The organism is Paenibacillus mesotrionivorans (assembly GCF_046098205.1).
In the GTDB taxonomy this organism is placed as follows: Bacteria; Bacillota; Bacilli; order Paenibacillales; family NBRC-103111; genus Paenibacillus_AR; species Paenibacillus_AR mesotrionivorans.
On sequence record NZ_JBJURJ010000002.1, the window covers coordinates 95383 to 107724 of the forward strand.

Below are 12342 nucleotides of genomic sequence, written 5' to 3' on the forward strand. Positions count from 1 at the left end.
TTTCTCTATTTCGTTGCACTTGTACTCTCTTAACGGAACTGGGCATTATGCAAACGGCTGTAAATGCCGCCCTGCTCCAACAGCTCCTCGTGGGTGCCGTTTTCGGCGATGCCCTCCTCCGTCACCACCACAATCCGGTCTGCGTTCCGGATGGTCGCCAGACGGTGGGCAATCACCAGCGTGGTCCGCCCCTCCGACAGCTCCGCCAGAGACTGCTGGATGGCCGCTTCGGTTTCCGTATCCAAAGCCGAGGTAGCCTCATCCAGGATCAGAATCGGCGGATTCTTCAGGAACATCCGCGCGATGGCCAGACGCTGCTTTTGGCCGCCCGAAAGCTTCACGCCCCGTTCGCCGATAACCGTCTCCAGCCCTTCCGGCTGGGACTCGATCAGCTCCTCCAGCTTGGCGCGGCGGGCAGCCTCCCGGATATCCGCCTCAGAGGCATCCAGGCGCCCATAGGCGATATTCTCCCGGATGGTGCCGGAGAAGAGAAACACATCCTGCTGGACAATGCCAATCTGCCTGCGCAGAGAGTTCAGCGTGAGGGAACGGATATCTGTGCCGTCTACCGTAATGCGCCCCTCCTGTGCATCATAAAACCGCGGCAGCAGGCTGCACAGTGTGGTTTTACCCGCACCCGAAGGTCCCACAAACGCAATGGTCTCTCCGGCCCGGATATCCAGATCCACCCGGTTCAATATCGGCCGCTCCGGATCATAACCGAAGGTAACGCCCATAAAGCGGATATCGCCGCGCAGCGTTCCAGCCTCCCGGGCATCCGGCCGGTCTGCCACATCAGGCTCCGTCTCCAGAATTTCCATATACCGCTTGAAGCCGGCGATTCCCTTGGGATAGCTCTCGATGATGGTGTTAATCTTCTGGATAGGTCCCAGAAACACGTTGGTCAGCAGAATAAACGCCAGGAATTCCCCGTAGCTGATTTCCTTTTGCAGCACAAACCAGGTTCCGCACAGGAGCACGAACACAGTAACAAACCGCATGAGAATGTAGCTGACGGAAGTGTTCCAGGCCATAATTTTATAGGAGGTCAGCTTGGTTTTGCGGAAGCGGCCGTTGTTAACGGCGAACAGCTTCTTTTCGTGGGCTTCATTGGCAAACGCCTGCACCACACGGATGCCGCCGATGCTGTCTTCTACCCGGGAGTTCACTTCCGCCAGCTCCGACATCATGCTGCGGAAGGCGCCCATCATTTTTTTGTTGAAGTACAAGGTAAAGCTGAGCAGAAACGGCACCACCACGAAAGTCAGCAGCGCCAGCTTCCAGTTGATCCCGAGCATCAGGAAAAAGGCCCCGATAAGTGTCATCACTGCAATAAACAGATCCTCCGGGCCGTGATGGGCCATTTCGCCGATTTCCAGCAGGTCATTGGCGATCCGGGACATGAGGTTGCCTGTTTTGGTGTTGTCAAAGTACCGGAAGGAGAGCTTCTGCAGGTGATCGAACATCTTTTTGCGCATATCCGTTTCGATGTTGATCCCCAGCTTATGTCCCCAGTACGTCACGATGAAGTGCAGCACCATATTAATCAGGTAGATGCCCAGGAGCCCCAGGCAGGCCCATACGATCCATTTCCAATTTTCTGTAGGCAGAAGCTTGTCCACCACCTGGTTAACCGCCAGAGGGAACACCAGCTCCAGCAGAGCCACCACTACCGCACAGGTAAAGTCCAGGATAAACAGCTTTTTGTAAGGCCGGTAATAGGCAAAAAATTGACGCAGCAACACATTCCCTCCTGAGAACTTTGCCTTATAACGGCAAAGTTTACTTCGTAAAATTCGCTAAGCCTTGCCCGGGGGCAATGCCAAGGTCAAAGCTTCTTTCGTATGTATTCCCTGAGCTTTGCCGGGGTCAATACTTCCTCCGCTTGTTTTCACTGGACTTTGCCGGGAGGCAGTTCCCCGGTCCCAAATTCTAACGGCGGTCACAGCCGTTATTTGCCCCAAAAAAACGCAGCAAAAATTCTAACGGCGGCCAGAGCCGCTATTTCCATCAAATGGCCTTGTTTAAGCCCATTTCCGGGCGAATAACGGCGCTCACTTCCGTTAGGTTTCCCAACTCCCGCCTTTTAGCCAAATAGCGGCGGCTGCTTCCGTTAGAATTGTCTCTTCCGGCTACGCAGGTCGAAACAGGACCGTTTGGGCGCTGCCGCACGCGCAATCGCAGGGCAGCCGTCGCGGTCAGCCGCACCAGCCCACTCCGCCCGCACACACATGCTGCTCTACACCCGACAGCCCACTCCGCGCCCGCACACACATGCTGCTCCACACCCGCTCACGCCTCAGCTCTTGGCCTTGGCCAGCAGATACAGGAAATACGGCGCGCCGATCACCGCCACCACAATCCCGGCAGGCACCTCCGCCGGCTGCAGAATCACGCGGCCCAGCGTATCCGCCGTCAGCAGCAGCAGCGCACCACACAGCGCAGCCGCGGGAATCAGCTGCTGGTGGCGGGGCCCGACCAGCGAGCGGGCCAGATGGGGGCAGATCAGCCCTACGAAGCTGATGCCCCCGGACACCGCCACACACGCGCCGGCGATGCCAACCGCAGCGGACAGCAGCAGCACCCGCTGGCGTCCAGCCGCCACACCCAGACCGGTGGCGGTATCATCCCCCAGGCTGAGCATATTCAGCACAGGGGCTTTAAACAAGGCAAGCGGCACCAGTACCACCAGCCATGGCAGCAGCGTGCCCACAAACTTCCAGTTGCTGCCCCAGATGGTTCCGGCCATCCACGTAGCAGCAAATTGATATTTCGCCGGATCGATCCGCAAGGTCAGCACGATAATAGCCGCATTGAGGCCTGCAGCAACGGCAATGCCCGTCAAAATCAGGCGGGTGGCGGACAACCCCCTGCCCCGTTTATAGGACAACAGGAAGATGAGCGCCGCCGCCCCGCCCGCTCCCGCAAACGCCAGAAACGGCAGTAAAAACACCGGTGCCGCCGCCGCAGTCGAAAAAAACGCAACAAACACCAGCACAGCCAGGCTGGCTCCCGCATTCACCCCGACCAGACCGGGGTCGGCCAGCGGATTACGGAACACCGCTTGAAAAATACATCCGGCTACTGCAAGGCCTGCCCCCACCAATATGGCGATTACCATACGGGGCAAACGAAATTGAAACAGAATCAAGGCCTGCTTCTCCGTACCCTGGCCGAGAAGGGTTTTGAGCACATCCAGAGGAGGCATCCGGGTTTGCCCGGCATTCAGACTGATGGCGAAAACCACCAGCACCAATCCCGCCAAAATGCCGCTTACCGCCATAGCCCGTCCAAGGCGACGCCTTTGCCCTTCATATAAGGAAGCTGTTTTGCCTCCTCCGTCGTTCAACACCTTCATGCTATTCCCCTCCCGTCTCTACGGGTCAGGTACAGGAAGAAGGGCACACCCAGTAAGGCAATAATAGCCCCTACCGGTGTTTCCACCGGCGGGTTCACCATCCGTGCGGCCAAATCGGCAAGAGTCATAAGCAAACTCCCCAGCACCGCCGAACAGGGGATCACCCAGCGGTAATCCACCCCAACCAGCGCACGGGTTACATGGGGCACTATCAAACCGATGAAGCTTACCGCCCCCGCCACAGAGACGGATGCACCGGCCAGCACAATTACAATCACCGCAGCTGCCGCCTTCACCAACAGAGTCCGCTGGCCTAAGCCCGTCGCCACGTCATCGCCCAAGCTGAGCAGCGTGACGGACTTGGACAGCAGAAGAGCACCCACCAAGGCTGCCGCCATCCAAGGGAGCATGGTTTCCACCTGCAGCCACTTGATACCCGCAACCCCGCCTGCAAACCAGAAGGCCAGATCCTGCCCGATCCTATAATAGAGGGCAATGCCCTCGCTCAACGCAGCCAGAAGAGCGCTGACAGCGGCTCCTGCCAGCACCAGCCGGATGGGTGTCATACCGCCCCGCCCCGCTGAGCTTAGCCCAAAAACCGTGCCTGCACCCAGCCCCGCTCCCATAAAAGCATACAGGATCATGTACATAAAAGGAAGTCCCGGAAACATCGCCATACAAATGGCCATCGCCAGTCCGGCTCCCGCGTTCAGCCCCAGAAGACCCGAATCCGCCATGGGATTGCGGGTCACTCCCTGCATGATCGCCCCCGCCACCGCTAAGGATGCTCCCACCAATGCCGCACCCAACACACGGGGCAGACGGATTTCATGAATAATTTGATGCTGGGACAAATCAGGATTGTAATGCAATACCGCCTCCCAAACGGTGCGCCAGGCGATATCCGCCACGCCGAAGGAAATGGAGGCCCCCATTCCCAACAGCAGAACGGCAAGGCCTGCCGTCAAAATCAAAGAAGCGGCCCAAGGCCTTGACCGCAAGGCGGCAGCTGCGTTTGCCGGTTCATGGGCTGTGTTTCGTGCCACTGACATACTGGTCTTCCTTTCCAATAACTAATAATGAATATCATTATCATTATAATGGAAGGTTCCCGGAACACCAAGCGTAAATTCATTTCATCACAAAAACGCCGCCTGTCTCCCGGAGGAAACAAGCAGCGCGCTTATCTTCGTATTATGATTCCATAATCCAAGCCCTTAGGCCGTGACCTCTTCTTCACTCTCCACCGGAGCTTGCGGCACAGCCACATTCAGAATGGTCACCACTACCTCTTCAGGGGGCAGCAGCGTCTTCACGCCCTCCGGCATTTGAATATCCTCTACCAGCAAAGCCCGTCCCTGACGCAGCGGCTCCGGGTCTACCTGAAGCACCGCCGGAATCTGATCCGGCAGACACATAACCTCCAGCTCGTAATGAAGGAACTGCACCTCCAGCTCCTTATCCTCGGGGGTTACCATCAGCTCCAGCGGCACACTCACCCGGACCGGCTCATTGCGGGTCACCTGGTGGAAAGCCAAGGATAGGATCCTGCGGCTGAAGCTGTCCCGCTGGATTTCCCGGATAACGGCGGTATCTCGGAACTCCCCCTGAACCTCCAGCTCAATTAGAGTATTGGGGCGTGTGCTCAAAATCTGCTGTACCTCTTTTTCATTAACCGTAATCGGGGTGCCGGAAAATTTCTTGCCGTACACTACAGCGGGAACGCGGCCTGCCTTACGCAATTCGGATTTGGCCGATTTCGTGAACGTGCTGCGCGGTTCTGCCTGAAGCTTGACGAACATAAACTTGTCCTCCCGTCATACAAGATTCGCTGCCTCTTTTCCGTATAGCCACTTGGAAAAGTGCACCTGTTTTTATTATAACACCAGGCGGGGAATCAGAATCTCCGTTTAACCGGAGCTATTGGCGGATACCCGGGTCTGAGAGGGCTCTTGTCCCCTTAACCGGATGTACCGGGTAAATATGCCCGATTTCCTTCTGTTTCCACCCGGATCCTTCCTTTTTGCAAATTTTGGTGTCGCGGCAGCCGCATATCTCTAATATCAGCCACTTATCCGGCCTCCGGCTCCGATCAAGGGATGAAGGATTGAATCCGCTCTCCAAACCCGTTATGATTAGGTAAAATCCACTAACGAGGTAACGCGCATGTCCAACAACAGGTCCTCCTGGAGCAAGGCCCGGCTTGGGGGTACAGTGGCTCTGGCAGCCATTCTGGGATTTTTGCTGTTTTACCCGCTCCCCTATTTCGTGAAAACACCGGGGTCGGCGGAGGCGGTGAAAACCAGGGTCAGTGTGGAGGGCTCGGATTGGCAGGAAAAAGGGGATTTTCTCTTTACTACCGTCCTCCAGCATATTAAACCGAGCATTCTGGAATATGCCTTTGTCAGGGTGAAGGAGAAATATACGGAAACTGTTCCTGTGGAGCAGGCCATCGGGAACGTATCCGATGTTGACGCGTATAACCAATTAACGGAATGGATGCGCGTGGACTCAGAGGCCAGCGCCGTGATGGCGGCTTATGACTATTTGAACAAGCCTCTTCAAGTGGACGAAACCGGCGTTATCATCCGCTCTTTCCTGAAGGATACCCTGGCCTCGCGCAAGCTTCATGAAGGCGATATTGTAACAGGTATTGAGGGCAAGCCCATCCGCAATTCCGAGGAGCTGGCACTTCAACTGAAGAACCGCAAGCCGGGGGATGCAGTGAAGGTCCAGATTCAACGGGGCAAAAAAACGCTGGAGGAAACCGTGACTCTTGTGAAGTTGGATGACGGCGGCGGAGCCTCCCGGGCAGGCATCGGGTTTTATTTTTCTCCGGTAAGGAAAGCGCTCCCCGACATTCCCGTAAAATTCAAGCTGGATGACATCGGCGGCCCCTCCGCCGGTCTAATGCTGACGCTGGACATTGTGTCCAAGCTGGAGCAAAAGGATTATACCCGTGGGCTCAAAATTGCCGGCACGGGCACCATTGACGCCAAAGGCAATGTGGGGCAGATCGGGGGCATCCGTTACAAGCTGGTGGCCGCCAGCCGGGAAGGCGCAGCCTACTTCCTGTGCCCCAAGGATGTGCTGGCAAGCGACGGCAACCAAAAGGAGGCCGAGGCTTTTCTTCAAAGCTATTCCACCAAAATGAAGCTGGTCCCCGTGGCCACGCTGAAGGAAGCGGCTGCTTTCCTGGCCGGGCTGCCGGACCAAGGTTAATTACATGTCAGGAGGATCTAGAAGAGCATGATGGACACAAAAAAGGCGTACGCAACGCTGGGTTTGGATGAGAATGCCACAGACGAGGAAGTAGAAAAACGGTACACGGTGCTCCTGCTACGCAGCAAGAAGCAGACGGCAGGGCAAGATCCCGGTGCGCCTTCTATGGATGAGATTACCAAAGCGTATAACTTCATTAAAGGCATTGCCATTGAGGAAGAGATCCGCAAGAAGGAGCCGAAGAACAAAACCTTCGGGAAAATCGAGTATGTGTACGAATATTACCGTTGGCATATTATCGGAACCATCGCCGCGGTGCTTATCGTATTTTTCACCGCCTCCAGCATCATCCAGAACCGCAGTGAGGAAAAAAGAATCGAACGGGCGGATTTAAAGGTGACTTTTTTCACGGACTATCAGATCCAGGGGGAGCTGGACAGCTTTGAGGTGAAAACCCTGGAGCAGATGACCGACTGGAAGGATATCCATATCGTCAACCAATATTCGCCTACGGATCCCAAGGATGAATACGGCATGGCCATGATGCAAAAAGCGATTATCTCTATGGCCGCGGACAAGGCGGATATCTACATTATGGACAAAACCAATTACGCCAGGTTCAGCAAACAAGGGGCTTTCCTCCGATTAGATAATATCCCGTCCCTTGCCTCCGTTCCCCAGGAGAAACGCCGCACTGGCGAATCAGATACAGGTGAGACGGTCTGGTCAGGCATCGACGTCTCCAACCATCCGGCCATTAAAGAATTGAAGCTGCCCGATGTGGAGAAAATCGCCCTGATCCGGGTGAATGCCAACAAGAAGGACAATGCCGTCAAGGTGCTGGAGTGGCTTTCCCAATAAAAAACTGCATACAAACGATACCCTCCCCCGCTTTCATTTGCGGGGTTTTTGTATGAATGGGCGGAAGGTTTCCTGCACAGGCTAACGTGGAGGTGAATGTAATTGCGCACAGCCAGGTTGGTTCCATTAGCCCTTCTTGTTACGGCCTTGTGTTTATTGCTTATATGGAATGTTCCGTCCGCCCAAGCCGATCCTGTCCAGGATGCCGCCCGTTTGGAACAGATGACCCCAACGGCTCCCCGTGCCCCCATTGTGGGAGAGGAAGAGCTGTATCTGGCCATCCACAAAAAGAGGCATCAGCTTCAGGTTGTGATGAACGGTCAGGTGCTGTACACCTTCCCGGTTGCCACCGGACGCGGAGATCTCACACCGGAGGGGGAATTCCGGATCGTGACTAAGGTCCACAAGCCTTATTATATGCGCAAAAAAATCGCTGGCGGACATCCCGACAATCCGCTGGGTACCCGCTGGATGGGCTTAAGCATAGACGGCGGTTATAAATACGGCATTCACGGCACGAACCGGCCCTGGTCCATCGGTTTGTCCGCCAGCTCCGGGTGTATCCGCATGCGCAACAAGGATGTGGAATACCTGTACCGGCATATCCCGCTGAAAACCCGTGTTTTGATTACGGATGACTGAAAGGATTCGTGGTATGAAAAAGGGGTTTCTACAGCCGTGGAAACGGCTCTCTGTACATATTTCCATAGCGGCTGCACTTTTGGGAGTGCCGTCCCCGGCTACGGCCGCTCCCCAGCCCGGCGGAATTCCCGTGCCCGTCCAACCCGCCGTCTCGGAAAAGGCGCTTGCCCAAAGCGCTGATTTGATTGTGGAGGGGCATCTGGAGGACGGGCAGGAAAACTACCCTACCGGACAGGAAATCTCCGGCAGACGGATCGTCCATTATGTCCAGCGGATTCGTGTACATGCCGTGTGGAAAGGCTCCGCGGCTTCTCCCGTTAAGCTGCTAACCTCTGGTGTGGAGCCTCTGCCGGATGCCGCGGACCCTCTGAACAAAACCTATACCGGACCTCTGGAAGCAGGTGATTACGTCTTTTTCCTGCGGAAAGCCGGGGGCACGGATTATTATACCTTGAACGGCTTATGGCAGGGACTCTATCCGGTTTATAACGGAAAATCCGTAGCCCTGCTGGCCAACGGCGGCTTCTCCGCCTTCGACCAATTGAGCCTGCCGCAATTCCAAGGTAAGGTCAAAACCCTGTCCCAGCCTTAATCCTCCGGTTGATCCGGAGGCTTTTTTTTATCCTTTTTTCATCAAATATACATAGTCGCCAACAATCGAGCCGGATGGAAGACGCTATAATGGAAGAAGTATTCGATTGAGAAGGAGAGCCAACATGTACACGATACTTGAAAAGCGCAAGCTGAACGATGCTGTCGAGCTTCTGGTCGTGCATGCGCCGTATGTAGCGCGCAAATGCGAGCCGGGGCAATTTGTGATGGTCCGGGTGGAGGAAGGCGGAGAGCGTATTCCCCTCACCATCGCGGATTATGACCGGGAACGGCAATCGGTAACCATTATCTATCAAATCGTCGGCTATTCCACCACCCGATTGGCGGAGAAGGCCGTTGGCGAAGGCATCTCGGATTTCGCCGGACCGCTGGGACGCCCGGCAGATATCCATCCCGGCAAGAAGCGGATTCTCGGCATCGGCGGCGGTGTAGGTGCGGCGCCTCTGTACCCCCAGCTCCGCAAGTGGAAGGAAACCGGAGCCGAGGTGGACGTGATATTGGGAGGAAGAAGCAAGGATCTGATTATCCTGGAGCAGGAATTCGAGGCCTTCTGCGGCCAGCTTTATATGGCAACCAACGACGGCTCCTGCGGCATCCAGGGTTTTGTGACGGATATTCTGAAGCAGCTTTTACATAACGGCCACGTCTATGACGAGGTCATTGCCATCGGTCCTTTGCCCATGATGAAGGCGGTTGTGGACATTACCAAACCTTTGGGGATTCCCACCGGGGTATCCCTCAATCCCATCATGATCGACGGCACGGGCATGTGCGGCGGCTGCCGGGTCACTGTAGGTGAGGAAACCCGGTTTGCCTGTGTGGACGGTCCGGATTTTGACGGTCTTCTGGTGGACTTCGACGAATGTATACGCAGACAGGGCATGTACAAGGAAATGGAAGCCCATGCCTGCCGTATCGGAAGAGGAGCGTGAGGGAGAATGCCTAGAGCGAACATGAGCCCGGTGAAGGTAGCCATGCCTGAGCAGCCGCCTCTTGTGCGGGGGAGGAATTTCCTGGAGGTGGCCCTGGGTTATACGGCTGAACAGGCGATGGAAGAAGCAACCCGCTGCCTGCAATGCAAGAATAAGCCCTGTGTGAACGCCTGCCCGGTGAACGTGCCGATCCCGGATTTCATTGGCGAAATCGCCGCCGGAAATTTCGAAAGCGCCTACCGGATCATCAAACAGGAGAATAATCTGCCTGCCGTCTGCGGCCGGGTGTGCCCGCAGGAATCCCAATGTGAAGGAAGCTGCATCCGCGGCAAAAAGGCTGAACCTGTGGGTATCGGCCGCCTGGAGCGGTTCGCAGCAGACTACGGCATGGTCCACAAGCTGCCGGAGGAGCCTGCTATGCCTGCCAACGGCAGCAAGGTTGCGGTGGTAGGTGGCGGTCCCGCAGGTCTGACCTGCGCAGGCGATCTGGCCAAGCTGGGTTATGAGGTTACGCTGTTCGAGGCTCTCCATGCCTTGGGCGGTGTGCTGATGTACGGTATTCCCGAGTTCCGCCTGCCCAAGTCCCTGGTGGAGGAGGAAATCGAGAAGGTGGTCAGCCTCGGCGTCAAAATCGAGCGCAATGTGGTGGTAGGCCGCTCCATTACCGTAGATGAGCTGTTCGAGGACGGCTTCCAGGCTGTATTCGTGGGCAGCGGCGCAGGACTGCCACGGTTTATGCGCATTGACGGCGAAAACCTGAACGGCGTATATTCCGCCAATGAGTTTTTGACCCGGGTCAATCTGATGAAGGCCTATGACTTCCCCAACAGCCCCACACCGGTCCGCATCGGCAAAAAGGTGGCTGTGGTGGGCGGCGGCAATGTGGCCATGGATGCAGCGCGCACCGCTTTGCGCCTGGGTGCCGAGGAGGTTTCCATTGTGTACCGCAGAGGCATGGATGAACTTCCCGCCCGCCGGGAGGAAATCCATCATGCCCAAGAGGAAGGCATTCAGTTCAAGCTGTTGGTGAACCCGGTCCGGATCACAGGCGAAAACGGCTGGGTTACCGGTATGGAATGTGTGGAGATGGAGCTGGGCGAACCCGATGCCAGCGGACGCCGCAGCCCTGTGGAGAAGGCGGACAGCATCTTCGGTTTGGAGCTGGATACGGTGATCATCGCCATCGGCCAAAGCCCCAACCCGCTGATCCGTTCCACCACTCCGGGCCTCTCCACCCAACGCTGGGGCGGGATCATCGTGGAGGAAGCCACCATGGAAACCAGTAAACCCCGGGTGTATGCGGGCGGGGATGTGGTCACGGGTGCGGCAACGGTCATTCTCGCCATGGGCGCAGGCAAAAAAGCCGCCGCGGCCATCCACCAAACCCTTCAAGGGGCGTAAACAAAAAATTAATAATCTGAATTGATTAAATATTTTTACACGACCTATCCATTTGTGTTATAGTCAACTCAAAACGATAGCTCATGGAAAGGTCGTGACGCGTAATGATCGTTCTTGATGTAGTTGTGAATGGCGTGCGGATCGACACCGTAAGGCCTGCCAACCAGCGTCCCCGAGAGATGTACTGGATGATGGTGGATCTGCTCCAGACCCTCCGCAGCACTTACGGAGACAATGTGTCTCTGCACCGCAGGGTGGAGTACCTGGGCTGACCGCCCGCCTGTTTCAAACAACGTTTCCATTACGTACAAAATAGCGCCAAATAGCCTGTTCGCGGAAAAGTGTCTTTTCCGTAAACAGGCTTTTTCATGGTTATTACGGACTCGCCGATCCGTGCTGCTGGCGGTGCGCCTGCCCTAACGGAACTCAGAGCCCCTTAGACGCCCGACAGCAGCGTTTCTGAATTTTAACGGAACTGAGAAGCCGTTAGCTGCCCTATTGGCTTCACTTTCCGGCATTTTCTGCCTCTAACGGCCGCAGAGTTCCGTTACAATTGGGATTCTGCCGGTTTTTCTTTCTAAGGGTCGGAGAGTTCCGTTAGAGCGCCGCCGCAGAGCGGGGTCTATTGTCCCGGCGGAGCCTATTGGCCCTAGGCGAGTCTATTGTCCCGGCTGAACCCGAGACCGGCCGAGTTTAATCCTACCTCTGGCTCCGGCGTCTTAACCGGCGGGTCAGTACGGCGAAATACACAAAACCGGCCACAAAGCCGCCCAGATGGGCAAAGATGTTCACATTGGGGATAATCAAAGAGGTGATTCCCCCCATTACCACAATCGCAATTACCGTGGAACGGGTTCCTTCATCCAGCACATGCCGGTGAAAAATTGCCAAATACACATACGCGGCGTAAACCCCATAGATGGCGCCGGACGCCCCCGCAGCAATAAACGGGGGTTCGGTGAACAGCATACTGAAGGCATTGCCTACCAGGCCTGAAAGCAGGAAAAATCCCGCGTAATGGAATTTCCCCAGAAGCCGCTCCAAGGGAGGAGCGAAAACATAAAGGGCAAAGGCATTAAACAGCACATGGGAAAAACCGATGTGCAAAAACATGGAGTTTATGTATCTCCACCATTCATGGGTTTCACCGCTGTTGCTGTACATGGCGCCGAAATTCAGCAGTGTGATGGCATCAGTGGAGCTGCCCGTGATTTCCATAGCCGCGAACAGCACCGCGATAATTGCCAGAATGGCACTGGTTACCGGGTAAAGCTGCAGGTATTGCTTAAATGTCTCTCTACGGAGAAAAATCAT

The 12342-nt window shown here is 55.8% G+C and carries 12 protein-coding genes; 7 read left to right on the forward strand and 5 right to left on the reverse strand.

All coding sequences use genetic code 11. From position 1 onward, the window contains the following. Positions 1 to 29: 29 nt before the first annotated feature. From ACI1P1_RS02860 to ACI1P1_RS02875, 4 genes are all read right to left on the reverse strand, one after another. Complete coding sequence (locus tag ACI1P1_RS02860) at positions 30 to 1742, reverse strand: ABC transporter ATP-binding protein (protein WP_416214854.1); 1713 nt, start codon at positions 1740 to 1742, stop codon at positions 30 to 32. A 557-nt stretch (positions 1743 to 2299) separates the two neighbouring features. Then, the gene (locus tag ACI1P1_RS02865) at positions 2300 to 3358 is read right to left on the reverse strand and encodes a FecCD family ABC transporter permease (protein WP_416214855.1); all 1059 of its coding nucleotides are present in this window, start codon (positions 3356 to 3358) and stop codon (positions 2300 to 2302) included. Continuing rightward, complete coding sequence (locus ACI1P1_RS02870; RefSeq protein ID WP_416214856.1) at positions 3355 to 4410, reverse strand: FecCD family ABC transporter permease; 1056 nt, start codon at positions 4408 to 4410, stop codon at positions 3355 to 3357. The genes ACI1P1_RS02865 and ACI1P1_RS02870 overlap by 4 nt, the downstream gene beginning before the upstream one ends. Positions 4411 to 4575: 165 nt before the next feature. Next, entirely contained in the window at positions 4576 to 5160 is a 585-nt protein-coding gene (locus ACI1P1_RS02875) for a 50S ribosomal protein L25 (protein ID WP_416214857.1), read from the reverse strand. 364 nt (positions 5161 to 5524) lie between these two features. Here ACI1P1_RS02875 and ACI1P1_RS02880 point away from each other — a divergent pair, with 364 nt between their 5' ends. The 7 genes from ACI1P1_RS02880 to ACI1P1_RS02910 all read left to right on the forward strand — a co-directional run bounded on the left by ACI1P1_RS02880 (position 5525) and on the right by ACI1P1_RS02910 (position 11300). After that, positions 5525 to 6580: a SepM family pheromone-processing serine protease gene (locus tag ACI1P1_RS02880; RefSeq protein ID WP_416214858.1), complete on the forward strand. Its 1056-nt coding sequence runs from the start codon at positions 5525 to 5527 to the stop codon at positions 6578 to 6580. 27 nt (positions 6581 to 6607) lie between these two features. Continuing rightward, the gene (locus ACI1P1_RS02885; protein WP_416214859.1) at positions 6608 to 7441 is read left to right on the forward strand and encodes a hypothetical protein; all 834 of its coding nucleotides are present in this window, start codon (positions 6608 to 6610) and stop codon (positions 7439 to 7441) included. Between the two features lie 222 nt (positions 7442 to 7663). Next, positions 7664 to 8083: a L,D-transpeptidase gene (locus ACI1P1_RS02890; RefSeq protein ID WP_416215169.1), complete on the forward strand. Its 420-nt coding sequence runs from the start codon at positions 7664 to 7666 to the stop codon at positions 8081 to 8083. Positions 8084 to 8096: 13 nt separating this feature from the next. Further along, complete coding sequence (locus tag ACI1P1_RS02895; protein WP_416214860.1) at positions 8097 to 8675, forward strand: hypothetical protein; 579 nt, start codon at positions 8097 to 8099, stop codon at positions 8673 to 8675. 124 nt (positions 8676 to 8799) lie between these two features. Beyond that, positions 8800 to 9627 carry a sulfide/dihydroorotate dehydrogenase-like FAD/NAD-binding protein gene (locus ACI1P1_RS02900; RefSeq protein ID WP_416214861.1) on the forward strand — a complete coding sequence of 276 codons (828 nt, stop codon included), beginning with the start codon at positions 8800 to 8802 and terminating at the stop codon, positions 9625 to 9627. Positions 9628 to 9633: 6 nt separating this feature from the next. Beyond that, entirely contained in the window at positions 9634 to 11028 is a 1395-nt protein-coding gene (gltA, locus tag ACI1P1_RS02905) for an NADPH-dependent glutamate synthase (protein ID WP_416214862.1), read from the forward strand. Positions 11029 to 11132: 104 nt separating this feature from the next. Then, positions 11133 to 11300: a hypothetical protein gene (locus ACI1P1_RS02910; RefSeq protein ID WP_416214863.1), complete on the forward strand. Its 168-nt coding sequence runs from the start codon at positions 11133 to 11135 to the stop codon at positions 11298 to 11300. Between the two features lie 427 nt (positions 11301 to 11727). Here the strand turns inward: ACI1P1_RS02910 and ACI1P1_RS02915 are convergent, their stop codons facing one another. Further along, a complete protein-coding gene (locus tag ACI1P1_RS02915; RefSeq protein WP_416214864.1) occupies positions 11728 to 12342 on the reverse strand; it encodes a rhomboid family intramembrane serine protease in 615 nt (204 codons plus the stop codon).

Coding starts and splice junctions, on each gene's coding strand:
- ACI1P1_RS02865 (WP_416214855.1), bottom strand. CDS start 3,358: ATGAAGGTGTTGAACGACGGAGGAGGCAAAACAGCTTCCTTATATGAA.
- ACI1P1_RS02870 (WP_416214856.1), bottom strand. CDS start 4,410: ATGTCAGTGGCACGAAACACAGCCCATGAACCGGCAAACGCAGCTGCC.
- ACI1P1_RS02875 (WP_416214857.1), bottom strand. CDS start 5,160: ATGTTCGTCAAGCTTCAGGCAGAACCGCGCAGCACGTTCACGAAATCG.
- ACI1P1_RS02880 (WP_416214858.1), top strand. CDS start 5,525: ATGTCCAACAACAGGTCCTCCTGGAGCAAGGCCCGGCTTGGGGGTACA.
- ACI1P1_RS02885 (WP_416214859.1), top strand. CDS start 6,608: ATGATGGACACAAAAAAGGCGTACGCAACGCTGGGTTTGGATGAGAAT.
- ACI1P1_RS02890 (WP_416215169.1), top strand. CDS start 7,664: ATGACCCCAACGGCTCCCCGTGCCCCCATTGTGGGAGAGGAAGAGCTG.
- ACI1P1_RS02895 (WP_416214860.1), top strand. CDS start 8,097: ATGAAAAAGGGGTTTCTACAGCCGTGGAAACGGCTCTCTGTACATATT.
- ACI1P1_RS02900 (WP_416214861.1), top strand. CDS start 8,800: ATGTACACGATACTTGAAAAGCGCAAGCTGAACGATGCTGTCGAGCTT.
- gltA (WP_416214862.1), top strand. CDS start 9,634: ATGCCTAGAGCGAACATGAGCCCGGTGAAGGTAGCCATGCCTGAGCAG.
- ACI1P1_RS02910 (WP_416214863.1), top strand. CDS start 11,133: ATGATCGTTCTTGATGTAGTTGTGAATGGCGTGCGGATCGACACCGTA.
- ACI1P1_RS02915 (WP_416214864.1), bottom strand. CDS start 12,342: ATGATTTTTCTCCGTAGAGAGACATTTAAGCAATACCTGCAGCTTTAC.